This is a genomic window from Acinetobacter sp. AG1 (genome assembly GCF_001005525.1).
GTDB classification, from domain to species: Bacteria; Pseudomonadota; Gammaproteobacteria; order Pseudomonadales; family Moraxellaceae; genus Acinetobacter; species Acinetobacter modestus.
The window spans coordinates 1-23,804 of the sequence record NZ_LBMZ01000120.1; the positions used below are offsets into that span (position 1 = coordinate 1).

21 protein-coding genes are annotated in these 23,804 nt (G+C 38.9%); 5 read left to right on the forward strand and 16 right to left on the reverse strand.

Annotation, left to right across the window (positions count from 1 at the left end; genetic code table 11):
- Positions 1–34 precede the first annotated feature (34 nt).
- The gene (gene nth / locus AAV96_RS13755; protein WP_046739707.1) at positions 35–721 is read left to right on the forward strand and encodes an endonuclease III; all 687 of its coding nucleotides are present in this window, start codon (positions 35–37) and stop codon (positions 719–721) included.
- Here the strand turns inward: nth and AAV96_RS13760 are convergent.
- The 9 genes from AAV96_RS13760 to AAV96_RS13800 all read right to left on the reverse strand — a co-directional run bounded on the left by AAV96_RS13760 (position 718) and on the right by AAV96_RS13800 (position 11,479).
- The gene (locus AAV96_RS13760) at positions 718–900 is read right to left on the reverse strand and encodes a hypothetical protein (protein ID WP_034602651.1); all 183 of its coding nucleotides are present in this window, start codon (positions 898–900) and stop codon (positions 718–720) included. The genes nth and AAV96_RS13760 overlap by 4 nt on opposite strands.
- A 64-nt stretch (positions 901–964) precedes the next feature.
- Positions 965–2,149, reverse strand: coding sequence for a VWA domain-containing protein (locus tag AAV96_RS13765; RefSeq protein ID WP_046739708.1), 1,185 nt, complete (start codon positions 2,147–2,149; stop codon positions 965–967).
- Between the two features lie 3 nt (positions 2,150–2,152).
- Positions 2,153–4,510, reverse strand: a complete 2,358-nt coding sequence (locus AAV96_RS13770; RefSeq protein WP_046739709.1) for a DUF5682 family protein — start codon at positions 4,508–4,510, stop codon at positions 2,153–2,155.
- Positions 4,511–4,584: 74 nt separating this feature from the next.
- Complete coding sequence (locus AAV96_RS13775) at positions 4,585–5,667, reverse strand: ATP-binding protein (protein ID WP_005217609.1); 1,083 nt, start codon at positions 5,665–5,667, stop codon at positions 4,585–4,587.
- Between the two features lie 32 nt (positions 5,668–5,699).
- Positions 5,700–7,337, reverse strand: a complete 1,638-nt coding sequence (locus AAV96_RS13780; RefSeq protein WP_046739710.1) for a hypothetical protein — start codon at positions 7,335–7,337, stop codon at positions 5,700–5,702.
- Complete coding sequence (locus AAV96_RS13785; protein WP_046739711.1) at positions 7,328–8,659, reverse strand: SWIM zinc finger family protein; 1,332 nt, start codon at positions 8,657–8,659, stop codon at positions 7,328–7,330. Before AAV96_RS13785 ends, AAV96_RS13780 begins: the two co-directional genes overlap by 10 nt.
- Before the next feature lie 184 nt (positions 8,660–8,843).
- On the reverse strand, positions 8,844–9,497 hold the full coding sequence (adk, locus tag AAV96_RS13790) for an adenylate kinase (RefSeq protein ID WP_004663203.1): 654 nt from the start codon (positions 9,495–9,497) through the stop codon (positions 8,844–8,846).
- 83 nt (positions 9,498–9,580) lie between these two features.
- Positions 9,581–10,894 (reverse strand): membrane protein, encoded by a 1,314-nt coding sequence (locus AAV96_RS13795; RefSeq protein ID WP_046739712.1) that lies wholly within the window; start codon positions 10,892–10,894, stop codon positions 9,581–9,583.
- Positions 10,895–10,957: 63 nt separating this feature from the next.
- Positions 10,958–11,479: a hypothetical protein gene (locus AAV96_RS13800; RefSeq protein ID WP_005217615.1), complete on the reverse strand. Its 522-nt coding sequence runs from the start codon at positions 11,477–11,479 to the stop codon at positions 10,958–10,960.
- A 241-nt stretch (positions 11,480–11,720) separates the two neighbouring features.
- Between AAV96_RS13800 and mrdA the strand changes: the two genes are divergently transcribed.
- Both mrdA and rsmD read left to right on the forward strand, forming a co-directional pair.
- Positions 11,721–13,721 carry a penicillin-binding protein 2 gene (mrdA, locus tag AAV96_RS13805; RefSeq protein ID WP_046739801.1) on the forward strand — a complete coding sequence of 667 codons (2,001 nt, stop codon included), beginning with the start codon at positions 11,721–11,723 and terminating at the stop codon, positions 13,719–13,721.
- Positions 13,721–14,269: a 16S rRNA (guanine(966)-N(2))-methyltransferase RsmD gene (gene rsmD, locus AAV96_RS13810; protein WP_046739713.1), complete on the forward strand. Its 549-nt coding sequence runs from the start codon at positions 13,721–13,723 to the stop codon at positions 14,267–14,269. The genes mrdA and rsmD overlap by 1 nt, the downstream gene beginning before the upstream one ends.
- Here the strand turns inward: rsmD and AAV96_RS13815 are convergent.
- Positions 14,266–14,670, reverse strand: a complete 405-nt coding sequence (locus tag AAV96_RS13815; protein ID WP_046739714.1) for a hypothetical protein — start codon at positions 14,668–14,670, stop codon at positions 14,266–14,268. The two genes, rsmD and AAV96_RS13815, sit on opposite strands and share 4 nt — an antisense overlap.
- A 79-nt stretch (positions 14,671–14,749) precedes the next feature.
- Positions 14,750–15,355, reverse strand: coding sequence for a GNAT family N-acetyltransferase (locus AAV96_RS13820; RefSeq protein WP_046739715.1), 606 nt, complete (start codon positions 15,353–15,355; stop codon positions 14,750–14,752).
- 149 nt (positions 15,356–15,504) lie between these two features.
- Here AAV96_RS13820 and AAV96_RS13825 point away from each other — a divergent pair, with 149 nt between their 5' ends.
- Entirely contained in the window at positions 15,505–15,855 is a 351-nt protein-coding gene (locus tag AAV96_RS13825; RefSeq protein ID WP_046739716.1) for a hypothetical protein, read from the forward strand.
- 38 nt (positions 15,856–15,893) lie between these two features.
- Positions 15,894–16,532 carry a DUF2238 domain-containing protein gene (locus AAV96_RS13830; protein ID WP_046739717.1) on the forward strand — a complete coding sequence of 213 codons (639 nt, stop codon included), beginning with the start codon at positions 15,894–15,896 and terminating at the stop codon, positions 16,530–16,532.
- Positions 16,533–16,555: 23 nt separating this feature from the next.
- On the opposite strand, the gene blp2 is transcribed toward AAV96_RS13830, so the two are convergent.
- From blp2 to pstC, 5 genes are all read right to left on the reverse strand, one after another.
- Entirely contained in the window at positions 16,556–18,733 is a 2,178-nt protein-coding gene (gene blp2 / locus AAV96_RS13835) for an Ig-like repeat protein Blp2 (protein WP_046739718.1), read from the reverse strand.
- Between the two features lie 241 nt (positions 18,734–18,974).
- The gene (sohB, locus tag AAV96_RS13840) at positions 18,975–19,937 is read right to left on the reverse strand and encodes a protease SohB (RefSeq protein WP_046739719.1); all 963 of its coding nucleotides are present in this window, start codon (positions 19,935–19,937) and stop codon (positions 18,975–18,977) included.
- Between the two features lie 147 nt (positions 19,938–20,084).
- Positions 20,085–20,999, reverse strand: coding sequence for a phosphate ABC transporter ATP-binding protein PstB (gene pstB / locus AAV96_RS13845; protein ID WP_004663218.1), 915 nt, complete (start codon positions 20,997–20,999; stop codon positions 20,085–20,087).
- A 14-nt stretch (positions 21,000–21,013) separates the two neighbouring features.
- Entirely contained in the window at positions 21,014–22,405 is a 1,392-nt protein-coding gene (pstA, locus tag AAV96_RS13850) for a phosphate ABC transporter permease PstA (RefSeq protein WP_004663221.1), read from the reverse strand.
- Positions 22,402–23,781, reverse strand: coding sequence for a phosphate ABC transporter permease subunit PstC (gene pstC, locus AAV96_RS13855; RefSeq protein ID WP_004663223.1), 1,380 nt, complete (start codon positions 23,779–23,781; stop codon positions 22,402–22,404). Before pstC ends, pstA begins: the two co-directional genes overlap by 4 nt.
- Positions 23,782–23,804: the final 23 nt, after the last annotated feature.

Sequence of the window (23,804 nt, forward strand, 5' to 3'; positions counted from 1 at the left end):
GCAAAAACGTTTAAATGAATTACAGGGAATCTAAATGCCTGTCAAAAATATGACCAAAAAACAAATTCAGACTTTTTTTGAACGTTTGCGTACGCAAAGACCACATCCCCAAACTGAGCTGAATTATAACTCTCCTTTTGAGTTACTGATTGCTGTTTTGCTTTCTGCACAAGCAACCGATATCAGTGTCAACAAAGCGACTGATAAACTCTATGCAGTTGCCAATACTGCACAAGCTATTTTAAATCTAGGGGTTGATGGCTTAAAAGAATATATTAAGACGATTGGCTTATATAACGCTAAAGCTGAAAATGTGATCAAAACTTGTCAGATTTTAGTTGATCAGTATCAAGGACAAATTCCAGAAACGCGAAAAGAACTGGAAGCTTTACCGGGTGTAGGGCGTAAAACGGCAAACGTCGTGCTCAATACCGCCTTTGGTCATCCCACTATGGCAGTCGATACCCATATTTTCCGTGTTGGCAATCGTACTGGTTTGGCAGTAGGTAAAAATGTTTTAGAAGTCGAAGATCGATTAATTAAGGTTATTCCTAAAGAGTTTATTATTGATGCTCATCATTGGCTGATCTTGCATGGACGTTATTGTTGTATAGCACGTAAACCTAAATGTGCTGAATGTATCGTATCCGATGTCTGCAACTGGCCTGAGCGTTTTGAATTTGGAGCCGTAAAAACAATTCCAACAAAAAACCTCAGTTAATCCTGAGGTTTTTTACGCTGCTGTAATTTAGGATGTAGCTGACGTTCTCGACCATTTTTCTTATTTTCCAAAGCCTGTTGTTTCTGCACATGACGCAGCATTTTTTGACTTTGATACAATAAAAACAACAGTAAAGCTAAACTTAAAATTACCACCACAATCAAAATAATTTTCAGCAAAGACATATCCTCAATTTACTCATACGTTTCGACTTGCATGCCGTAACATCATCTTTAACCTCTATTATGTCAGATTTTGCTGGGTTGCATACCATGCATGAATATCTCGTTTTTCAATAGCCGTCGCCATGAGTTCTGGAAATTGATCAGGTGTGCAGGCAAACGTTGGAATCCCCATATCCGCAAAGATCTGTGCATGTTGAGTGTCGTACCAAGGTGCACCGTCATCAGACAATGCCAGTAACGTAATCACTTGCACACCACTATCTAGCATTTCAGCCACTTGCTTGAGCATTTGCTTAGCATCTCCACCTTCACACAAATCACTGATAAGAATAAAAATGGTATCTTCTGGGCGAGTGATTTTACTACGACAGTATTTAATTGCTTTAGCAATATCGGTTCCCCCACCCAACTGTGTACCGAATAACACATCCACTGGGTCTTCGAGTAAAGGGGTTAAATCGGCTAACTCAGTATCAAACACGATCATTTGTGTACTGACTGCACGAATACTTGCCATCACCGCCGCAAAAACACTGGAATAAATCACGGAAGGTGCCATCGAACCACTCTGATCAACACAGAGTACAATGTCTTTTAAAGCCGTTTGTTGGCGTGGATGCCCATGTAACTCATGTGGGATAATCGTTTTAAAATCTTCCTGCCAGTGTCTCAAATTGGACTGAATAGTGCGCTTCCAGTTAATGTCTTGCATGCGCTTAGGACGGCGTGTATGTGCTGAGCGATTAATACTGCCTCGAATCGCTTGCTGTAATGGTTGTTTTAAACGGTTTTCAAGCTGCTCTACCAACTGACGTACCACGATGCGCGCGGTTTCTTTAGTTTTTTCAGGCATCAAATGATTGAGTGAAATTAAGGTAGAAACCAAATGAATATCGACTTCTACACTCGCCAACAATTCAGGCTCTAACAACATTTGTTGTAAATTCAAACGCTCTAAAGCATCTTTTTGAATAACTTTTACCACAGAAGATGGGAAATACTGGCGAATATCCCCCAACCATTGTGCCATCCTAGGACTAGAATGCCCCAAACCACCACGGCGATTAGGCTGTTGCGCCTGATAAAGCTCATTCAGACATTCTTGCATTTTGGTATCTTGCACCGACCAATTCGGTAAATGCGAAGTCGAATTTGGGACTTGTCCTAAAATTAATCGCCAACGTCGTTCTTGTTCCGCAAGGTCAGGTTGCTCTAAAGTGATCAGTTCTTCATTCATATTCATCACTTAAACCTCGACAGCAACAGGCTGTAAATACGCGTAAATTTCATCTAATACCGTTTGAGCACGTGCAATATCTAAAGTACCGACCTCTTGTTTGACTGCGGTCGCTTTCTGCGTCACTTTCTGAATTAATTGCTGTGCTTCAGCAGGGCTAAAACTTGAAGCTGTTCTGGCCAAAATTGGCAATAACTCAATGAATTGCTGTTCTTGTAATTGATTGACCCATTGGCTCACGGTGTCCCAAAGACTTTGCTCATGAATCAATAACAAAGCTTGATGGGTCAAGAAACCTTCAAACCAAGCCGCACTATAATCCGCCGTCTGCCCAATCGACAAAGCTCGAGACAGAAATCCCTGTGTTTGCTCCACATCAATCAACTGCTGTTCTCGTGCTAAACGTACACAACAACCATGCAAATAACCTTGCATCTGTTCTAATTGCAATAACTGTTGCAAGGTCTCTTGCCAGAGCTGTAGCAATTCATCTTGTTGTAATTGTTCTAAAAGCTCATATAAAGTTTGTAGTTGTTGGGCAAATTGCTGTGCCATTTCGGCATTCAACTGTACACAATAACTTGGCAAACTCAACATTAACCGAATCGCTAAATGCTCTACCACTTGATGTAAATGCTGCATTGAAAATTGGCGCACACTGCCATAACGAATTGCAGTAATCAGTGGCTTTAAGGTCGCCAAAATAATACTTGGGTCTTGATGCTGAGTAGTGAGCTCATTCAATTTATCCAAAGCCAAATTTAGGCTTTGATCCAAACCAGACAATAAAATGCTTTCGATCAGTTGCGCAATTTGCGCCACATCTTCACATTGTCTAATCTGATGTTCGACATAACTTTGTGTGGCAAGCTGAATGCTATTGCCCCACAACGACATTTCATTCAGATATAAACTAGTTTCAGGCTGCCAAGACAACTGCCAAACTTCTTTAAAGTTACCTTGTTTTGAGCCTGTACCTGCTAACTCTGCCCAAGCGAGACCAAGTAATTTCACGCAATGTAAAAATTGACTTTTTGCCAAGTCGAAGGCTTCACGTAAATCCAGACTAATGTCACGATGAGGTGCTTCGAGCTTCAGACGGAAATGCTTCACTTGCTGTAAAAAGTCTTTTTGAATGGGCAACTCAATCAACTCATCAGGCACTTGCCCCAATTGCTCGTCTTCAAGCAATTTAGCTAAAATCGGTTGCGGAATATCTAAGCCGTGATTTAAGACCGAACGAGTTGCCTCAAATAAATCTTCCAAATCAGGAATACGTCGTCCACGTAATTGCAATAAAGATTGAATAAGTTGTACCGCATCAATAATCTGAGCACTAGAGGCATCATGACCTGCTTGGCGTAAGGCATGGGCAAATTTGCTTAACCAATCAATCGTAATTTTTTCGCCATCTGCCTCTGCATCTAAGGCTTGTTGGTAATGCTTCCAAAGATGGGTATACCATCCAACCGCTTGTACACCTGCACCATAGCCATTGTCCCTGCTCAATCGCCCATGTGTCCATGCAATCCATGCAGCATCTATCTTTACCTTAGGTAAGCCTTTGAGCAAGGCGGTATCTGCTTTATTTTGCGCTTTTAAATCCGCCAATACAGGTGCATGCCATGCACCACAAATCACCACAATATTTTGGTAGCCTTGCTTTTCTGCCTGCTTGATCACTTTGCGCATGTAGGCTTCGCGATACTGCTCTAGCAGTTGATCTTCACTACTATAATTTTCAGGTTGCTGGCTTAGCAAATAATCACGCAAAGCTGCCATGGCATCGCTAATTGCGGCAAACATTTGTCCAGCGTGCGGTTGCTGTTCGACCAAATGTTCCCAAAAGCGTTCACTGTCTTGATAACCTGCCTGTTCTGCCAAAAGTTGAATTGGATCTCGGCGAATCGAAAGATAATGCTGTTCCAAGTTCTGTTCTGGCTCAACATCACCTTGCTGATTAGACTCAATTTCTTGCTCGTCTACTAATGCTTGCTCGTCTGCTGAAGCTTGCTCTAAACGTTGTTCTGCCCATTGTTTTTCCAGCGCAAAACGATGTTGCAAAGGCAGATCCATAAACTCTACTGCAATTTGCTGACGCAACGCATATTGTAAGGCTTGCCACTCTGGTGAAAACTCAGCAAAGGGATAAAAAACCGCTTGTGAACGCACTTCTTTTTGTACAGGGGTATTCAACAATAATGCAACAGGCGGCTTAAAATCTGCATGTTGCAATTGAGCAATGATTGAATTGGCATCAGGTGGTCCTTCAATCAAAATACAATCAGGTTGAATCGAAGCCAAAGCATTACACACACTACGCGCCGAACCAGGCCCATGATGACGAATACCGAGAATATGCAGCATTTTTTATCCTTTATTCCGATCACAGCTTCTCCCTTTCAAGGAGAAGATTGGGATGAGGTTTTTATTATTTGGTTTTATTCTAAATCACGACAAGCACGATACAGGTCTTGCCAACCCTCACGCTGTTTAATCACGGTTTCAACATATTCTTTCCAAGGTACGATATCTTGCACAGGATCTTTTAATACTGCACCTTGCAGACCTGCAGCCAACTCATGATCAGTGACATCGCCCGAACCAAAATGCCCTGCCATCACCCAGCCATGACTCATCACTGAAATGGCTTCAGCCGTTGATAAAGTTCCTGTGGTGGTTTTAAGTTTTTGCTTGCCATCTAAGGTTTGCCCATGACGTAACTCTCTAAAAATCGTCACCAGTTTTTGAATTTGAGCATCCAAAGGCTGAATCTCAGGCAGTTGTAAACTTTTACCTAATGAATGAACACGCTTTTGAACAATCTCCACTTCTTCAGCGATGGTGGCAGGCGGCGGTAAAATCACCGTATTAAAACGACGCTTTAACGCAGAAGAGAGTTCATTCACCCCTTTATCACGGTTATTGGCTGTTGCAATCACACTAAAACCTTGTACCGCTTGATACTCAATTCCCAACTCAGGAACAGGCAAATTTTTCTCAGAAAGTAAGGTAATCAAGGTATCTTGGACATCGGCAGGAATACGAGTCAGTTCCTCCACACGCGCGATCTTACCTTCTTGCATCGCACGTAACATAGGACTTTTCACCAAAGCATCTTCACTTGGGCCTTTGGATAAAAGTTGCGCATAATTCCAACTATAACGTAAGGTATCTTCGCTCGTACCTGCCGTACCTTGAATCAATAAAGCACTATTACCTGAAATCGCCGCAGCCAAATGTTCTGATACCCATGATTTTGCCGTACCTGGTACGCCCAATAACAATAATGCGCGATCCGTCGCCAACGTTGCGACAGCAATTTCCATCAAACGGCGATTACCAATATATTTTGGTGAAATCACTGTGCCATCAGCTAAAGTTGTTCCTAATAAATAGTCAACCACTGCTTTTGGTGAAAGCTGCCATTGAGGAGGTTTAGCTAAACGATCATGTGCTTTTAATGCATCTAATTCATGAGAAAACTGTTGTTCTGCACGCGCACGTAAAACTTGTTGAGACATGTTGGTTATCCTAATTTATGATTTCTTGATCGTTAAGCAATAATTTTTTGTTTGTATTGATTCAATTGAATGAGTTGTTTCCACTCTGAAACAGAGAACAGCGGTTTTAAGCCACTAAAGTCGATTGGATAGGCTTGCAGAATCAGCCACTGTGCTCGCTCTTTTAAGATCGCAAATTTTTTCTGATCTTGTTGTAAATCCAAGAGTGCATAAGCATGTTGTAATAACACGACCGCCATTTCTGTGATGTTATGATCTTGATACAAAGACTTGGCACGTTGCCAAACAAACCAGAAATGTTCTAAATCTTGATTTTGGTAATGGGACTCGAGTTGCTTTAATAACAATCCAGTTGCTGGTTCTTGGTCTAGTAAAGTAAAGACTAACTCACGTTCAAACATGTTCCCACTTGATGTCGTCACAGCTTCACACCATTTGACTTGATGTTGGTAAAACCATAAAGCTAAATCACGACGTTGCTCTCGATAACAACACACAATAAACGCATTCCAAAGTGAATCTTTTTGCTGTGAATGCAATAAGAATAAATGTTCCCAAGCACCAAATAATTCTAACCAATACGCAAGTGGCAATTGGATTAAAATTCTTTTGAGATAAAGCACGCCCTGCGAACTTGCACAAAATGCCTGATAAGCTTGCTCGACTTGAGCACTTTGGTAAGCTGTTTTTAAACTTTTACGACTTTCAACCAAATTAGCTTCTCGATCAAAAAAGCCATAATCATTGAGTGCATCATCTTGATCTAAGTTAATGTTGAATTTAACTTTTTTAGCTTGGGCATCGTAGCTCAAACATACACGCAGTAACGCCATAACTTCATTATAAAGCGCGTTATCTTGATAATATAAATAGAAAGCTAATGCAGCATTACCACTTACTGTCGCTGCATTCTGTGGTTCTAATGTTTTTACATGCTGGTATAAAGCTTCAAATTGAGTCACTGGCATATTATATGTCACAAGACTTTCAGCATGACTTTGCAAATGATTTCTCTGAATCGATTCTGACCAAAACTCTGCAATATGTTGATGAATAAAGTTCGGCAATTGACCGCATAATTGGCTCATCAACAAGGACCATTCGCTACTTTTTAATTTCAGTAATTGGCAGATCAATGGTGCTGCGTCTTGTTGCTTCACATATTTCCATACCCTTTTTGCATCATCCAAACGCGTTGTCACATCGCCCTGAAATGCAAACTCAGGTAAGACTGATGCCAACAACACGGGGTTCCGACACAGTGGTAAAACTTTTAACACCAAATAACGAGGAATCACTTGCTGCTGCAGTTGAGCAAGTTTGAAAATTTGATTGACCCAATCCTGATACAAAAATGGTGACTCTTGTGCAACAACCCATTTCAAAATTTGAACAAGCTCATAATCCAATGGCTTTTCATTGTGTACCTGAGCGGTATTAGTCATGTTTTTTTGGATCGTTTCAGGTACACCTTGTGCTTGATAACCTGCTTGTTGCATGAGCACCCAATATTGATTCAAAACCAATAAGTCTTGAGCTGAATCAATCTGTTGAGGCGCATAAACTTGCAATTCATTCGGCACTTTTACAGTCTGTTTAAATTGCTGTCCTAGCGTCAGTTTGAGCAGTAATTGCTGGTTAAACTCACTGTATGATGTGCTTAAAGACATTCAAAGTGCCCTCCTTGCCAAATACTCACCAGTTTTAGTTGCAATCCATTCCATTCAACGCCTGCACTAAATGGCTCAGCCCCCACTAAAAACCATAGCTCAACAAATTGTTTAATTTCAATTTCACACATCTTTTGATCCTGATCGACCAAATAAATTACTTTGTCATGTTTGACTAAATGCAATTGCTCTAGCCAGAAAAAGCGTACTAACTGCAAAGGATATTGTTTTAAGCCATTCGCATATTGAGTAAATGCTTGATCAAAATTTTTAAAGCCTTTTGGCGCAACCAGCGTTAGGCTCAAATCATTGAATGACATTAAATTATCTTCCAAACGAAGACGTTGTTGGCTTACCACTGGATAAAGTTTGGCATTTAAAGCCAGTTGTTTTTGGAAAGGCAACGTTAAGCCAAAGTTTGAATAAGGCGGAATTTCAAAATCTAATATCAAATAGTCACGTAAATTTTGACTATCCCATAGCCATTGACGGCGATAACGTCCACGAGTATTGACCAATTCCTGCGTGACTTGTCCCAGTGCATACACATTTAAAGACTGTACTGCAATTTGATCCCACGCATCCGTGGGTAAATTCACACCAAAAAGCTGTTTTACTTCTTCACACAGTTCTGGCTGAAGCTGCTGACGGTTTTGCCATAAATGAACGGCTATTTGTAATTTAGCTAACCAAAATGAACTCTGCATTTGCCAATTGCTTTGATACAGCGCACTCGAAAACTCATCTAAATAACTAACTAAGCCAGCAACTTGGGCATCGACCAAACGGCTTTGAATATCGCGGAATTTTTCATGTTGTTGTTGACGTAATCGCCCAAGCCCCATCGTGACAACATCATTCAACCATGTTTGTAATGCCTCAATGCCTGCATCCATTTTTTTTTCACGTGCCAATTGGCGTTTCGCACGTGCTTCTTCATCAATCGGTTTATCAATCTTGTTTTCTTTTTTCTCAAGTGTTTTAGTTTTTTTATCTCGCCATTTTTGTACTCGATCAGGTATGCTTTGTTCATCTGATTGCACAGTAAATTTATCTTGATACTCGGTATAAACAAACAATAATGCTAAAGCATGTTTACAAGGTCGTTTAAAACTTGGACAACTACATTCGCATTTAAGTTCAGGTAAAAAAACTGCGCTTTGATAAATCGCACTACCCTGAATTTCTCCCCAAATCCACTGATCAGTCGAACCCGAGATATTGTTCCATGCTTCAAATTTTGCGAGTTTCTTGGCTGATTTTGCCGAACTTGCATCTGGAATAATTTGCTCGACTTGATCAGATTGAATCGTCAGCAACATAGTTAACCCTTTAAAATAATTCTAAGTTTCAGTATTTTTAAATTGTACGCTTGAATGAAATATAACGTTTTTTGTTTAGTTTTTATATCATTTAATCTGACATAGCGACATTTTATGTCGTAGATAATTATAGGTATAAAAAAACTGTCTTATGGCTACATAAGACAGTTCTATCAAAACTAAATTATTTATCTAAAATAGCAAATAATTCTTTTTGAACTTCTTCGATTGCACGTAAGCCATTCAATTTATCATAAGTTGGTGCATTTTCACCTGAAGCAGCACGACCTTGATAAAAACCTACTAGCTGTTCAGTTTCACTATGGTATGAACCTAAACGCTTGCGAATCGTTTCTTCTTGATCATCTGGACGTTGTACCAAGTCTTCACCAGTTTCATCATCCTTACCTTCTACTTTAGGTGGATTATAAACAAGATGATAAACACGACCAGAAGCTGGGTGCTGACGACGACCTGAAAGACGTTGAACAATCTCTTCATCTGGAACATCAATTTCAATCACATGATCAATTGAAATACCCGCCGTTTCCAAAGCTTCAGCTTGTGGAATCGTACGTGGGAAACCGTCAAAAATACAACCGTTCACGCAATCTGGTTGAGCGATACGCTCTTGAACCAAACCAATAATGAGTTCGTCTGATACTAAACCACCAGACTCCATAACACTTTTCGCTTTAAGACCTAGTTCAGTTCCTTCACGAATTGCAGCACGGAGCATATCACCGGTTGAAATTTGTGGGATATTGTAGCGCTTACAGATCAACTGAGCTTGAGTACCTTTACCTGCCCCAGGTGGTCCGAGTAAAATAATGCGCATAAAAGAACATCCTCATTTAAAAACAATAAATCTTAAATTGAGCAATATGATACAGATTTATTGCTCAACCAACATCAAATTAATTATAAGAAAGCAACAAATAAGTGGATTAAACCTGCAAAAAAACCAGTCACACCACCCAATACAATTAGGATCCACTCATCTTCTTGGAACGCAGGTCGCAATAAATTCTGGAACTCTTTCGGTGTTAGTTCACGGATGCGGTCTCTAAACATTTGAAAGATCTTCTGCGCACGACTTGCATTCAGAGCTGGGTCACATACTGGACCCATAGTAATTTCAATTGAGCGATCAATCAAGTCGGTCTTGAGTCTAGCATATTCTCTTGGCCCCAATGAAAGCTGCAGTGAAGTTCTGACCAATGGAGTTTCCATAATTTCATTGATATGGCGCTTGACAATCCGACGAGTTTTATCTTTTTTACTACCATACATCATTTCAGTCATGATGGATTTCAGAGTAATTAAGTCTTCCGTTACCACGCTTGCAAATACATCTGAAACTTCCTCTTGGCGTTTCATAAATGCACCTTGAACGTTATATGTACCAATCCTTAGCACAGGAACGATCCATGGAAACTTACGGTCTTTGGTCAAACGGAAAATCTGTGGGTAACGGATATAGTGCGGTTCAATTGGGTTAAATACCATCCAAATCGCAATCCAGTTGGTTAAAAAGCCCCAGATTGATGCCCAAAAAGGAACTGTCCAATGCCACGGCACCACAAACCAAACGATCATTTGGAAAACACCAAAGAACATTCCAATTAACGCACTGATATGCCAAATAAAATTAATTTCTTTCTGACCAACTTTAAGGAACATACGTACCATTAAACGGCGATCACCTTCCATTTGGCTGACCACCATTTCCCGCATGTCCACAAGTGACTCGACGTTCATGGTCAGCTCAGTCACAAGTTCTTTTAATGTATTTGGCAACTGTTTATGGGCTTGCGCATAAATTCGACGTTTAATCGAGTATGGTAAGTTCTCCCACAACACCGCATTACGATCAACCATAACTTCATCAATTAAGTGTTCAAGTTCAAAACCAACTTGCTCACCTATGATCATTGCCATATCTTCTGGATCCATTGCCTCTAAAAACTCACGCAATGAACCCAACTTAGATAATGTATTATCGGTAATGATGCCCGAAATACGCCCTGCTTTACGCGGCACAATCCCCTGCCAACCTACAGGTAAAGGTCCTAAATGGAATCCCCAAAAATTAATTGGGTAAAACACCATTTTTAAAGCCATCCATACATGAGCCCATGTTACTAGGGCTGTCACTGGAATAATACTTAGGACCGCCAGATGGTCAGGTCGATTTAAAAAAATCTGCCACAATTCATTGACGTAATCAAACATGCATGACTCTCAGAATTATTGATACATTAAGACTTATAGAAGAATGAACAATCAGTCACACTCCTATAAGCCAAAACTTAACGTGTAAGAAATCTGAAAAACGGGCTCTACTTTTTTAACAGTATTCCCATTTCCATCTTCTATCTTGTCACGCACTCCCGCTCCCACACTAAATGTACTAATTCGATCACTATTCAACCAAACAAATGCTAAATCAGTACCAACACCTAAATTCCCTTTTTGTTTACCGCCATAGTTTTTACTATCTAAATGACCAGCATAAAGACCAAGGTAATAACCATTTTTATCTGTACCTGTTAAATAATATGGATAACGAAAGCCAATTTGCGCACCAGGTTCATTATCATCATTTAAAAAAGCGCCTACTTTTGCATAAGCAATACCGTATGGATTTACCCATTCAAGATTGGCATGTAGTAATTTTTTAGTAAAACCAGCACCAATATTCCAAGTTGCTACGTCTTTTGCCCCTTTTAATTTTGCTTCAGGCATATATGGATTTTCTTCAGCATGGACAACGCCGTTGAATGCTAAAACCGCTAGTAAAAGGTAAGATTTTTTCATTATTTTCTCCATTTTCCCTAAGAATGTATCTTGGACAATCCTATTTCAAACAGTTTGAGACTTTAACAGAATTATTTTGCATCTAATATACAAGTCCCTACAATTTTAATGTCTGCAAAGTCAAAAACTGTTGCGTCATCATTCAGATGATGTATTGAAAATACTACAGTATGATCATGCAACTTACGTTAAAATGATGCGCCTTTTATATTTTCTCCCTTGTAATTTAAGTCGACACCCTATGAAACAGCACTTTCCTTTAAAAAACATGCAGCAAGAAAAGCGCATTTACAAGGGTCGAATCTTCTTTGCTATATTTGTCGTCGCTATTTTTCTACTTTTATTAATTTGCCGTTATGCATATTTACAGATTATTCATTACGACGACTTTACAACAGCCTCTGATAAAAACCGGATTCGTTTACAACCTCTTCCACCCGCACGTGGCTATATTTATGATCGTAATGGCGTACTCTTAGCGGATAATTATCCTGTTTTTACAGCAACACTAAGTCGTACAGATGTCACAGATATTGATGGAACTATTGCACGTTTAATTCCAGTCCTGAGCTTAACCCAAGAAGATGTCGATCGTTTTAAAAGTCGTGTAAAAACTGCACGTAAAACGGAAAGAATTGCCATCAAGTTAAATCTAACTGAGGCAGATATTGCGAAATTCAGCGAAGTTAAATACGACTTTCCGGGTGTAAAAATTGAAACACAAATGACACGTTACTATCCTCATGGCGAATTATTTGCGCATGTGATCGGTTATGTGGGGCGAATTAACGACAAAGAACTAAAATCTATTGATAAAGATTTATATGCAGGCACAAACCTGATTGGAAAAATTGGTGCAGAAAAAAGCTATGAAGAGTTATTACATGGAACACCGGGCTATGAATCAGTTGAAGCCGATGCACATGGTAATGTACTCCGTCATTTAGGTCGTCAAAACCCAACGCGTGGAAATGATCTTTATTTATCGATAGATTATGGTCTTCAAACCATTGCAGCTCAACAGTTGGCCGATCGTCGTGGTGCAATTGTAGCAATGGATCCTCGAACAGGAGAAATTTTAGCACTGGTATCTAGCCCGAGTTTTAATCCAAATTTATTTGTTACAGGCATCAGTTCAAAAGATTATAGTGGTTTACGTGACAACTTAGACCAACCACTTTATAACCGTGCCGTACAAGGTGTTTATCCACCTGGTTCGACGATTAAACCGATGTTCGGACTTGGTGGAATTCATTACGGACTTGTCGATTGGGGCACAGCAATTTCTGATCCTGGTTATTTTAATTTACCAGGAGATAGCCACCGCTTCCGTGATCATAAAAAGACAGGTCATGGTGCTGTAAATTTACATAAAGCTGAAGTTGTATCCTGCGATACCTATTTCTATATCCTGTCTTATCGTATGGGTATCGAAAAAATGAATGACTGGATGCGACAATTTGGCTTTGGCGCAAAAACAGGTGTAGATTTACCAAGTGAAAGCACAGGTTTATATCCTAGTCCTGACTGGAAAATGCGTACACGCAAATCGAAATGGTTAAAAGGCGAAACCATTTCTGTGAGTATTGGACAAGGTGCATTTACTGCTACCCCGTTACAACTTGCGATGGCTGTAGCAATTACTGCCAACAAAGGCTCTCACGTTACACCTCACGTTTTACGTGATAATAAGGGCGCAAAAAAATATTCTGTGCATAATGCTCCTGACGGTAAAATTCAATTTAATGGTACAGAGCAAGATTGGCTCAACATGCATGCAGCCATGATTGATGTCATTCAATCTGGAACAGGGCGTGGCATTAAGGGCGGATTACAATATTCTATTGCGGGTAAAACAGGTACAGCTCAGGTCAAAAGTATTGCTCAGGGCAAACGTTATAATGAAGCCGCTCTTTCCTCTCGACAATGGGACCACGGTTTATTTGTTGGCTTTGCACCAGCGGATAATCCTCAAATCGCAATTGCTGTCGTTTGGGAGAATGGTAAACATGGCGGATCGGCAGCTCAACTTGCACGTCCAGTCTTTGATTACTGGTTAGTCACTCGTAAAAATAATCCTATTCGTCCAGCCAACCATCAAGTGAGTGGCGGTTTAATGACTGCGGGTATTAAACCCGGTGAACTACCAAATAGTTCTGATTCACCTGCATCAACACCAGCAGCGTCAAGTCCAGTTACAACAACTGCTGCTTCTCAGTCCAATGATGGAGTTACTGAATAATGAAAAATCAATTACGTATCATCGGTGGTGATTGGAAACGTAGAACGCTACCATTCGCTAGCATTGAAGGTTTACGTCCGACACCAGATCGAGTAAGAGAAACATTATTTAATTGGCTCATGTGGGATATACAAAATTCACAAGTTTTAGATTTATGTAGCGGCTCTGGTGCACTGGCTTTTGAAGCTTTATCACGCGGCGCTGCAAAAGTCGTCATGATCGAACCCAACCCGATTCAAGCTCGCTTTTTGAAAGAAAATATTCAATTGCTAAAAGCAGACAATTGTCAGCTACTGACACTCACTGCACAACAAGCATTAAAGAAATTAAACACTCATTTTGATGTTGTTTTTTTAGATCCCCCTTACGACCTAGCATTATGGGAAGAACTTGCTGAATTAGCTGATCCAATTATTACGGAGAATGCGTTTATTTATGTAGAAGCGGATCGAGAATTATCTCAATTGCAACTCCCATCAACATGGCAAAAGATCAAAGAAACCAAAGCTGGGATTGTGAGAGCTGGGCTGTATCAAAAAAATGCTTAGAAAATACGCAACCAAAACAAACGAATTAACTGCCCACGATCAAATGGAAAACTGGAAAGATATTCATAACCAATCCGATTATTTTTATTCAATTGATACACCATACCGTATCCAAGTGAAATCGAAAAATCATCTAAAGATAGATTGCTCGTATCTCCCGTTAAAATCTTTTGATTAAATTGATTCGTTTGGTAAGCGGTATAGTTATAAACACGCCAACGATCATCTTGGAAAAAAAGATTATGCAAGATTGAATAATCTGTTTTAATTTGCGGATAAGCAGCATCAAACATACTCTCCGTTTCATCATGATCTTCTGCAAAAAAATCATAATCTTTGGCACTTGCCAAACAAGAGCAACAGATTAGCAAGACATATAAAATAATGTTTAAAACTCGCATAAGAATTTGGATTGATGATGCTCATACATAGCATAACGTGAAATCTTAGTCTTTATAAATATTCATATTCTAGATCGTGTTAGAAATACCATTCCATCCGTCTACCATTTGGCATTCTTTGAGTGTTTTCATCTTTAAAAGCTGTTTCTTCTACGACCTTAAAACCGATTCGCTCATATAAGCTTTGCCCTTTTGGATTTGCTTTAGAAACATCTAAAGATAACCCTGAATATCCTTGTTCAATGGCGTGCATTTTTAGATGTTGTAATAATTGAGTGCCGATTCCTTTACTACGATAATTTGGATGCACACCAAAATTTGCCACATGTAAGCTCGTCTCACTGGGTTTTGTTACAACTGAACTAGAATTTAGTGCTCGCATCAACACACGAGGAAACCTAAATTTATACATTTTTAAAATATTTTTAATAGTTCCATTATCCATACGAGACAAATCTTTTGTTGCATAGCATGCCACGACAGCAATCACTTTCCCCTGATCCTCAACAACCCAATGTAAGTTATAGCTGGTATACCCATATTCAGACAAAAACTCTTTGTGAATAAAATGCTCCGCCGTAATTTGTTCATGCCCATAAATGTAATCAAATAGAGGCACGCCCGCACTATAGATCAATGGAACACAATCATATACGTCTTTTTTCTCTGCTTTTCTTATGTACATCATGATTCTCAGGTTATTTATCTTTTTTAAAAAACAAAAATAAATTATTAAAAATTACTTAATTTTTTTTGTGTTGGACATTAAGAATTAATTTATTAAATTAATTTAATATACAATAATACAATAACTCAAATTTTACCTTATTTATCATGAAGCTTTTTTTCTCGTTTGTGCTCACAATCTGTTTAACTGGATGTGTTTTTGGCAAATCCAGTGAAGTAAAACGTGCAGAAAAAATTTTACAGAATTTCGAATGTAAAAATATTGAGACAAACCAAGTTGCCCCATCATCAATGTCTAACTTTTACCAAGAAACACTTGCGGTCAATAAGGAAAAAGTCTCAACTTATATCGAACAATATAAAAATGGTGAAGATCTTTTTGATATCCCACTAGATGAGGTTGTACAACAAAAATATCAATTATATAAACAAGCTTGTCAGGCACTTGGTGGTATATCTACAGAAAAACAACCAACCGACTTAAATACAAACAAGTAAGGTAAATCATATTTGCCTTAATTCATTTTGGATATGGCATGATAGAAAAAGAACTGAATTTAAAACACTACCTTGCTTTAGCTAGCATTGTACTGAGTGTCATCATCGCAAGCATTCAACCTTTAGAGTTTGAATCCTATTTATTGCATCAAGCAGGTACTGTTCTGATGCTGATTGCCTTGTTAGTTACACTGAAAAAGATTGGCATCAATTTTTATAGTTTCTGTCTCTATCTCGCCTTCCTTTTCATTCATATTATTGGTGCACATTACCTATATTCTTATGTTCCTTATAACGATTGGATCAATACGCTTTTTCACTTCGACCTAAATCAAAGTATGGGCTGGTCACGTAATATGTATGATCGCTTTGTGCATTTTGCTTATGGCTTGTTGCTGTACCCATTTTTTTATCGATGTTTTCAAGTATGGTTACCCAAGGTAAAACCATTCTCTCTATTTTTATTGGTGATTCAATTTGTAATGGCAAGTAGCTTATTTTATGAATTGATTGAATGGTGGATTGCGATGGGTTTATCTCCTGAAGATGCTGAGAATTACAATGGACAACAAGGCGATCAATGGGATGCTCACAAAGATATGTTTCTTGCTACGCTTGGTGCGATTGTTATGGGGATGATTCAACTCTACAAAAATAAAACGCTTATCGATAAATAAGCGTTTTATTTAAAAATTCCAATTTAAATGATCGCGTGTTGCAATATATCGAATTGATCAAAAATCTCTGGTTTAATGCTTGGAATAAAATCAGAACCTATTAAACTCTTATCCACGACATCGTTGGTAGATGTAGATGATGTGGAAGCAAACTGGTTTAACACCTCATCAAGTTGGTTATCATGTTGATTTGACGAAACTAATATATCATTTAATGAAACTTTTTCGACTGAGGGTAATGGTGTAACAGCTATTTGTTTCGTTTCTAACGAACTTAAATCAATCTGATCTACGAGCGAAGCATGACTCAAATTAACATCAATATTTTCATTTTGCAGCAATACCAAGGTCGTCGTTGGAGAAACGATCGTAAAACTAAATACATCACTCATTTCACTAGTATTCCCAGCGGCATCCGTCTGAGTCAATGTAATTTTATGCAGACCTAATGCTAGATCATGATTTGGATTAAAGACCCAACTTCCATTACTATTAACACTAACAATTCCTATAGCCTGCCCATTATCATAAATCGTTAATAAAGCCTTAGATTCTGCTGAACCCGCTGCTCCAGAAATGGTTGGTCTAACATCATCCGTTGTACCACCTGCATTAATAGGACCTTTAACATCACCAATATCATCAGTTAATTTTGGAATTATGGGTTTTGTCGGAGGTGTAATATCTTTCGCGCCATCAATATCCATCGCTCCAGATGAGTTACCAGACGCGTCAATTACATATATTTTTGTCTCTTTTGACACAGTTAATCCTGTTGAAATTGCAATCGTAAATTTACCCTGTGCATCAACAACTCCACTTGCAATTAATTTACCACTTGAATCTTTAATTTGAATTTTTGCATTTGCTTCAGCGGTGCCCGTAATCAAGTCACCTGCCGCATTTAATTGTGCTACGGCTTTGTCAGGTGCAATGGTATCTTTTCCTACACTAATTTCTAATGGCTTAGACTGATTTCCTGCCACATCTTCGAGCACAACTGCTGCTTTTTGTGTTGGCGTCAAAGCTGGCGAAAGTGTAATGTTAAATTTACCTTGTGAATCTGTAATACCACTTCCTATAATTTTTCCATCTAAATCTTTAACTTGTACTTTTGTATTTGCTTCAGCTCGACCTAAAATTGAAGTCCCTTCTTTATTTATTTCTACCAACGGTTGATCAGGAGATATAGTATCTTTTCCTGCAATCACCTTAGACGGCGTAGACTTATTACCTGCCGCATCTTCAGCAATCACTATTCCACCTTTATCACTCGTTAACGCAGGTGAAATTTTAATTGAATATAAACCCTCTTTACTCGCTTTGACTGAACCAAGTAATTTTCCATCCGCATCATAAATGAATACTGTCGCATTTGCTTCAGCATTACCATTTACCAATGTTCCATCTGCATTTAATTGAGCACTTGGCGCTTCTGGTGCAATCGTATCTTTATTACCAATCACTGCTATTGCTTTAGATGAATTACCAGCAGCATCAATTGCAATCACCGTTACTTTGCTATTATTCACTAAAGGTTGATCAAGTTTAATTGTATAATTACCTTGCTGATCGGCGTGTGAGGTTGCGATTACTTTTCCTGTCGTATCTTTAATTTCAATTTTTGCACCTGCTTCCGTTTTCCCTGTAATAGTTTGCGTATCAGTAGCTAATGTTGCGGTTGGATCAATTGGCGGAGTGATATCAATAGAATGATTCTGATTCGACTGATCCTCATCATCTTTAACGGCCCATAAGTACACGCCTTCTGCTGCTAAAGCAACTAAACCGACTTTCAATAATTGTGACTTACTAATACCTAAATCATCTACCCCACTCTCTGTTTTAATAGTTTGAGTCGGCATTTCACTATCGATAAATTGAGACAATTGAGTTGCAGGCATGTAACGGATAAATCGACCTGAATCATCAAATTGAGCAATTGCATAACTACCATCTTCATTTGGAATTGCAAGTGTATGTTCAGTCTGATTGCTATCCTTGTAAAAGTCACTAATAATGATTTTCTCACCATTTTTTAATGTAATAACCAGATCATTACCTTGCTTGATAATTGATTTAATATCCGCCTGATTTACACCAATTTGTACAATTGAGGGCTGATCCAAAATAATACTTTTCATTTGCGCATCTTGTAAAACATGCAAATTCTTCTTAGATGAGACAACAACTCGTGTCATTTTTATACTCTCTTATCAATTATTTTTTATGTATTTATTGAATACTAATTAGTTAAAGAATTAACCTAATGGTTAAAATAACAAATGATCGCGATAACAACAATCTTCCCTAAAACAACTTTTGTGGTTTTTATATAGCTGATTATTTATATATTCTTAGGATTGAATTTCATGATCAATCTCTAAATAAAATAAACCAGTCTATTTAGACTGGTTTATTAATATCAAAAATGCAATCTTATTAGAACTTTGGATCACGCATTTGAACGATTGAACTATTTGTTCTGTGAATACTATCAACGAGTTTCCCTAAAACTGTAGGGATTAAATTCTCAGCCATTTGAGCAGCTTGTAAACCTAATTTTTCACCAAAAGTTGGGCGCTTACGAGTATTAATCACATAAACATCATGTTTTGGTAATAAACTTAACAAATATTCATCAGAGGTCTGTAATTTATCGACCAAGTTCAATTCACGTGCATCTTCACCATACCAATGTTCACCCGTTGCAACTTTAGCAACATCTAATTGTGGACGATACTTCTCAACAAAGTGCTTAAATAAAGAATGAGTTTGTTGTAACTCTTCTTCAAATTTCGCTTTACCTTCTGGCGTATTCTCACCAAACATCGTCACAGTACGTTTGTATTCACCTGCGGTATAAAGCTCGAAATCAACATTGTGTTGCTTCAATAAACGATTGAAGTTTGGAACTTGAGCAACCACTCCTATCGAACCTACAACAGCAAAAGGAGCAGAAATAATTTCATTGGCAATACATGCCATCATATAACCGCCACTTGCAGCGACTTTATCGACACAAATAGTGACGTTAAAACCGGCATCACGTAAACGAACCAATTGAGCCGCCGCTAAACCATAACCATGAACCATGCCACCTGGGCTTTCTAAACGTACAACGACACGGTCATGACCTGCTTTTGCAGTTGCTAAAATTAAAGTAATTTCTTCACGAATGGTATCTACCGCAGATGCCTGAACATCACCTTTAAAGTCAAGTACATAAATTTTTTGATCATTCTTTTTTCGAATCTTTGCTTCTTTAGCAAGTTGTTGAACGAGTTGTAGTAATTCCAAACGAGATGCTGTTGTTTGTGCAATTCTTTTTCTTTGTTCATTCACACGCGCATTTAAATGACTAATACGAATTTCAGCAGGAAATTTAGGTAAATGGAATAACATAAAGTAAGTGCTCTATAAGTTCGGCTTTATTCGACTAAGATGTGGTCTATTGAATAAAAATTCAATAGTGATTTTGCAAAATAGATTCATTTTCATCTGTAGCACAAAAAAAGAGCCCGAAGGCCCTTTTGATTTATAGAAGATCAATCAGCCAAAACGACCCGTAATATACGCTTCAGTCAATTGATGATCTGGTTGAGTAAAGACTTTCTCAGTCGAGTTTACTTCAATCAAATCACCTAAATGGAAGTAAGCAGTACGATCAGAAACACGTGCAGCCTGTTGCATAGAGTGCGTTACAATCGCAATGGTATATTGTTCAGAAAGTTCTGAAATCAATTCCTCAATTTTTGCTGTCGCAATCGGATCAAGCGCTGAACAAGGCTCATCCATCAAAATCACTTCTGGGCTAACAGCAATGGTACGTGCAATACACAAACGCTGTTGCTGACCACCAGATAAACCTGTACCTGGTTGGCTAAGGCGATCTTTCACTTCATCCCACAGGCCTGCTTTACGTAAGCTGTTTTCTACAATTTCTTCTAAATCATATTTATCACGTGCTAAACCATGCAATTTTGGTCCGTAAGCAACGTTATCAAAAATTGATTTTGGGAATGGGTTTGGCTTTTGGAACACCATACCCACTTGAGCACGTAGCAACACCACATCAAGGCTTGGATCGTAAATATCTTGATTATCCAGTGTCACTTTGCCTGTCACACGACAACTATCAATGGTGTCATTCATACGGTTTAAGGTACGCAGAAATGTCGATTTACCACAACCCGATGGTCCAATAAATGCGATCACTTCATTTTGATAAATATCGATATCAATACCTTTGATTGCTTCAGTTTCACCATAATAAACATGCACATCTTTGGTACTGATTTTCACATCATTTACTTTTGGCTTTTTATTCGATGAAGCTGTTTCAAACTGAGAAACAAACGCAGTATTAGATTGCTGAACTGGCGCTTCAGATGAAGTAAATTCTGTTTGCTGTGGATTCACTGACTTATCCTTTTCTACGGCGTTCATAATATCAATCGTATTCATTGTACTCTCCTCAACTACCAACGCACTTCAAATTTCTTACGAAGCCAAATTGCAAGGCTGTTTAAACCAATCATTAATGCAAGTAACACAATAATCGCAGCAGCAGTACGCCCTTCAAAGAAGTTACGTAACTCATTTCCCTGCCATAAATAAACTTGTACAGGTAATGCTGTTGCCTGATCCAGTGGCGTAGCTGGAACACTTGCAACGAATGCACTCATACCAATTAACAGTAATGGTGCAGTTTCACCCAAAGCATGTGCAACACCAATAATTGATCCTGTCATGATTCCTGGCAACGCGAGTGGTAGCACATGATGGAACACTGTTTGAACTTTTGATGCACCTAAACCAAGCGCTGCCTGACGAATTGAAGGTGGCACAGCTTTTAATGAAGCACGTGTGGTAATAATCACGGTTGGTAGAGTCATGAGACTGAGTACCAGACCACCAACCAACGGTGCAGACAATGGTAAATGCATCCAACCAATAAAGATCGCCGCGCCGAGTAGACCAAATACAATCGAAGGTACCGCAGCCAAATTATTGATATTGACTTCAATGATGTCAGTCATGATGTTTTTAGGTGCAAATTCTTCAAGATAAATCGCACTTGCAACCCCGATTGGAATTGAAATCAAGATTACAATCAACATCATGAATAACGAACCCATAAACGCGCCCGCTAAACCACTGGTTGCTGGTGAGCTACGAGAGTCTGGGCTGATAAATAAATTCGTATTAAATGTATTTTCAATAATACCATTTGCTTTTAATTTATCTGCAAGTTGACGAACTTCTGGATCAAGCTGCTGTTGGTCATCTGGTAAAGAACGATCAATATTACCTGCTAACCACACATCCACATTGGCGTCCGCTAAGAATTTAATCTCTTCTTTAGTACCAATTAATGCTGGATTCTCAAGTACCATGTCACGTAAACGATAGGCTTCTGAACTTGTGTACAAACTATTCAAATAATCACGTTGTGACTCTAGTGCTGGATCTTTAGCAACAATACCATTAACAATAAGTGCATCCCAATCCACCATGCCCATTTCAGTTTGCCAAGCCACAAAGCGCTCTTCAAAATGAGCAGGTGTCTCACCAGCAGTCTGCTTCGGTTTTGCTCCTACATTAATAATTGTAGGATCAAAATACACAGGAACAGTCATACTACTTTGCCAAAATGAAGGCAAACCTTTTGCTAAAATACTACCGAAAAGTAAAGCAACAAATGCAAGACCAATCATCACCGCAGAGAAACCTGCAAAGCGAAATGCTTTCTCTTTACGATGACGCTTTGCTAAAGAGCTTTGAATTATTGCTTTACGCTGCTCACGTTGTTCAGCAGCTACTTGTGGATCAAATACGTTCTGATCCAGAGGAGATGTATTTGAACTCATTCGTATTGCTCACGATATTTGCGCACGATATATAGTGCAATAATGTTTAAACCCAAAGTAATCACAAACAAAGTTAAACCAAGTGCAAATGCCACCAATGCTTGTGGGCTCGCAAAATCTGTATCACCAGTTAACTGTTTAACAATTGTCACAGTCACTGTTGAAACTGCTTCAAATGGATTTGCATGCAATAATGGACTGTTCCCTGCGGCAAGTACCACGATCATGGTTTCACCTACCGCACGTGACACCGCAAGTAAAAATGCACCTGTAATACCCGGTAATGCTGCTGGCAATACAACTTGGCGAATCGTTTCTGATTTGGTTGCACCTAAACCCAACGAACCATCACGTAACGCGCGAGGAACTTGAGTAATAATGTCATCTGAAAGCGATGAAACAAATGGGATGATCATAATCCCCATGACAAAACCCGCAGTCAGTGCACTTGTTGCATTAATATCAATACCAACAATTTCACCAATCATTTTGAAGAATGGGCCAATGACCATTAAAGCAAATACACCATAAACGATGGTTGGAATACCCGCTAATACTTCAATTGTTGGTTTTGCCCAAGAGCGTAAGTTTGGAGATGCATATTCAGCTAGATAAATAGCTATCATCAATCCCACTGGTACTGCAACTAATAATGCAATACCACTGACCATTAAAGTACCCCAAATTAATGGCAAGATACCGTAACTTCCCTCTGCATTACCCGACGTGCTAAAACCTGGATTCCATTCTGTGCCAAAGAAAAAATCTGCTGGACTAACAAAACGGAAGAAATGTAATGCTTCACTCAACATTGACAGTACAATACCAATCGTTGTGAGAATCGCCACACCAGAACATAGGATCAAACCAACATTAATGGCTTTCTCAACCTGATTACGAGCACGAAATTGCTGACTCACATGACGTTTTGCCCAAACCAAACCTGCTAAACCAGCACTAATTACGATTGCCAATTTTGCAAAAGAACCTATGGTTTCAAATTTAGCAAGTTGTTGTGCAGCTGCTAGCTCATAAGCTGCTGGCTGATCTGTAACCCCAAAACCAGACGCAATCGCTTGAACACGATCGATTAAAACATCACGGCTTGCTTCATCTAAAGTTGCACTGACCGATGCTGGAATATTGTTAAAGATAATATGTTGCAAGACACTTGGTTCGACCAAGTTCCAAATGATCAAAATTAAAAAAGCAGGAACACCACACCACAAAGCGACCAACGCACCATAATAACCTGGACGTGAATGCAAAGTTGCTGAGTTATTTCCCTTACCTGCTAGGTTACGGCTTTTGCTCAGCCCGATTTGATATGCAATTGCCACAAGGGCTAATAACACACCGATAAGTAGCAGATTCATGTAATCTCCACTGTTTTCTCAAT

Excerpts from the sequence above, each read along its gene's own strand:
- nth (WP_046739707.1), top strand. The coding sequence starts at position 35 with ATGCCTGTCAAAAATATGACCAAAAAACAAATTCAGACTTTTTTTGAA.
- AAV96_RS13765 (WP_046739708.1), bottom strand. The coding sequence starts at position 2,149 with ATGAATATGAATGAAGAACTGATCACTTTAGAGCAACCTGACCTTGCG.
- AAV96_RS13770 (WP_046739709.1), bottom strand. The coding sequence starts at position 4,510 with ATGCTGCATATTCTCGGTATTCGTCATCATGGGCCTGGTTCGGCGCGT.
- AAV96_RS13775 (WP_005217609.1), bottom strand. The coding sequence starts at position 5,667 with ATGTCTCAACAAGTTTTACGTGCGCGTGCAGAACAACAGTTTTCTCAT.
- AAV96_RS13780 (WP_046739710.1), bottom strand. The coding sequence starts at position 7,337 with ATGTCTTTAAGCACATCATACAGTGAGTTTAACCAGCAATTACTGCTC.
- AAV96_RS13785 (WP_046739711.1), bottom strand. The coding sequence starts at position 8,659 with ATGTTGCTGACGATTCAATCTGATCAAGTCGAGCAAATTATTCCAGAT.
- adk (WP_004663203.1), bottom strand. The coding sequence starts at position 9,497 with ATGCGCATTATTTTACTCGGACCACCTGGGGCAGGTAAAGGTACTCAA.
- AAV96_RS13795 (WP_046739712.1), bottom strand. The coding sequence starts at position 10,894 with ATGTTTGATTACGTCAATGAATTGTGGCAGATTTTTTTAAATCGACCT.
- AAV96_RS13800 (WP_005217615.1), bottom strand. The coding sequence starts at position 11,479 with ATGAAAAAATCTTACCTTTTACTAGCGGTTTTAGCATTCAACGGCGTT.
- mrdA (WP_046739801.1), top strand. The coding sequence starts at position 11,721 with ATGAAACAGCACTTTCCTTTAAAAAACATGCAGCAAGAAAAGCGCATT.
- rsmD (WP_046739713.1), top strand. The coding sequence starts at position 13,721 with ATGAAAAATCAATTACGTATCATCGGTGGTGATTGGAAACGTAGAACG.
- AAV96_RS13815 (WP_046739714.1), bottom strand. The coding sequence starts at position 14,670 with ATGCGAGTTTTAAACATTATTTTATATGTCTTGCTAATCTGTTGCTCT.
- AAV96_RS13820 (WP_046739715.1), bottom strand. The coding sequence starts at position 15,355 with ATGTACATAAGAAAAGCAGAGAAAAAAGACGTATATGATTGTGTTCCA.
- AAV96_RS13825 (WP_046739716.1), top strand. The coding sequence starts at position 15,505 with ATGAAGCTTTTTTTCTCGTTTGTGCTCACAATCTGTTTAACTGGATGT.
- AAV96_RS13830 (WP_046739717.1), top strand. The coding sequence starts at position 15,894 with ATGATAGAAAAAGAACTGAATTTAAAACACTACCTTGCTTTAGCTAGC.
- blp2 (WP_046739718.1), bottom strand. The coding sequence starts at position 18,733 with ATGACACGAGTTGTTGTCTCATCTAAGAAGAATTTGCATGTTTTACAA.
- sohB (WP_046739719.1), bottom strand. The coding sequence starts at position 19,937 with ATGTTATTCCATTTACCTAAATTTCCTGCTGAAATTCGTATTAGTCAT.
- pstB (WP_004663218.1), bottom strand. The coding sequence starts at position 20,999 with ATGAATACGATTGATATTATGAACGCCGTAGAAAAGGATAAGTCAGTG.
- pstA (WP_004663221.1), bottom strand. The coding sequence starts at position 22,405 with ATGAGTTCAAATACATCTCCTCTGGATCAGAACGTATTTGATCCACAA.
- pstC (WP_004663223.1), bottom strand. The coding sequence starts at position 23,781 with ATGAATCTGCTACTTATCGGTGTGTTATTAGCCCTTGTGGCAATTGCA.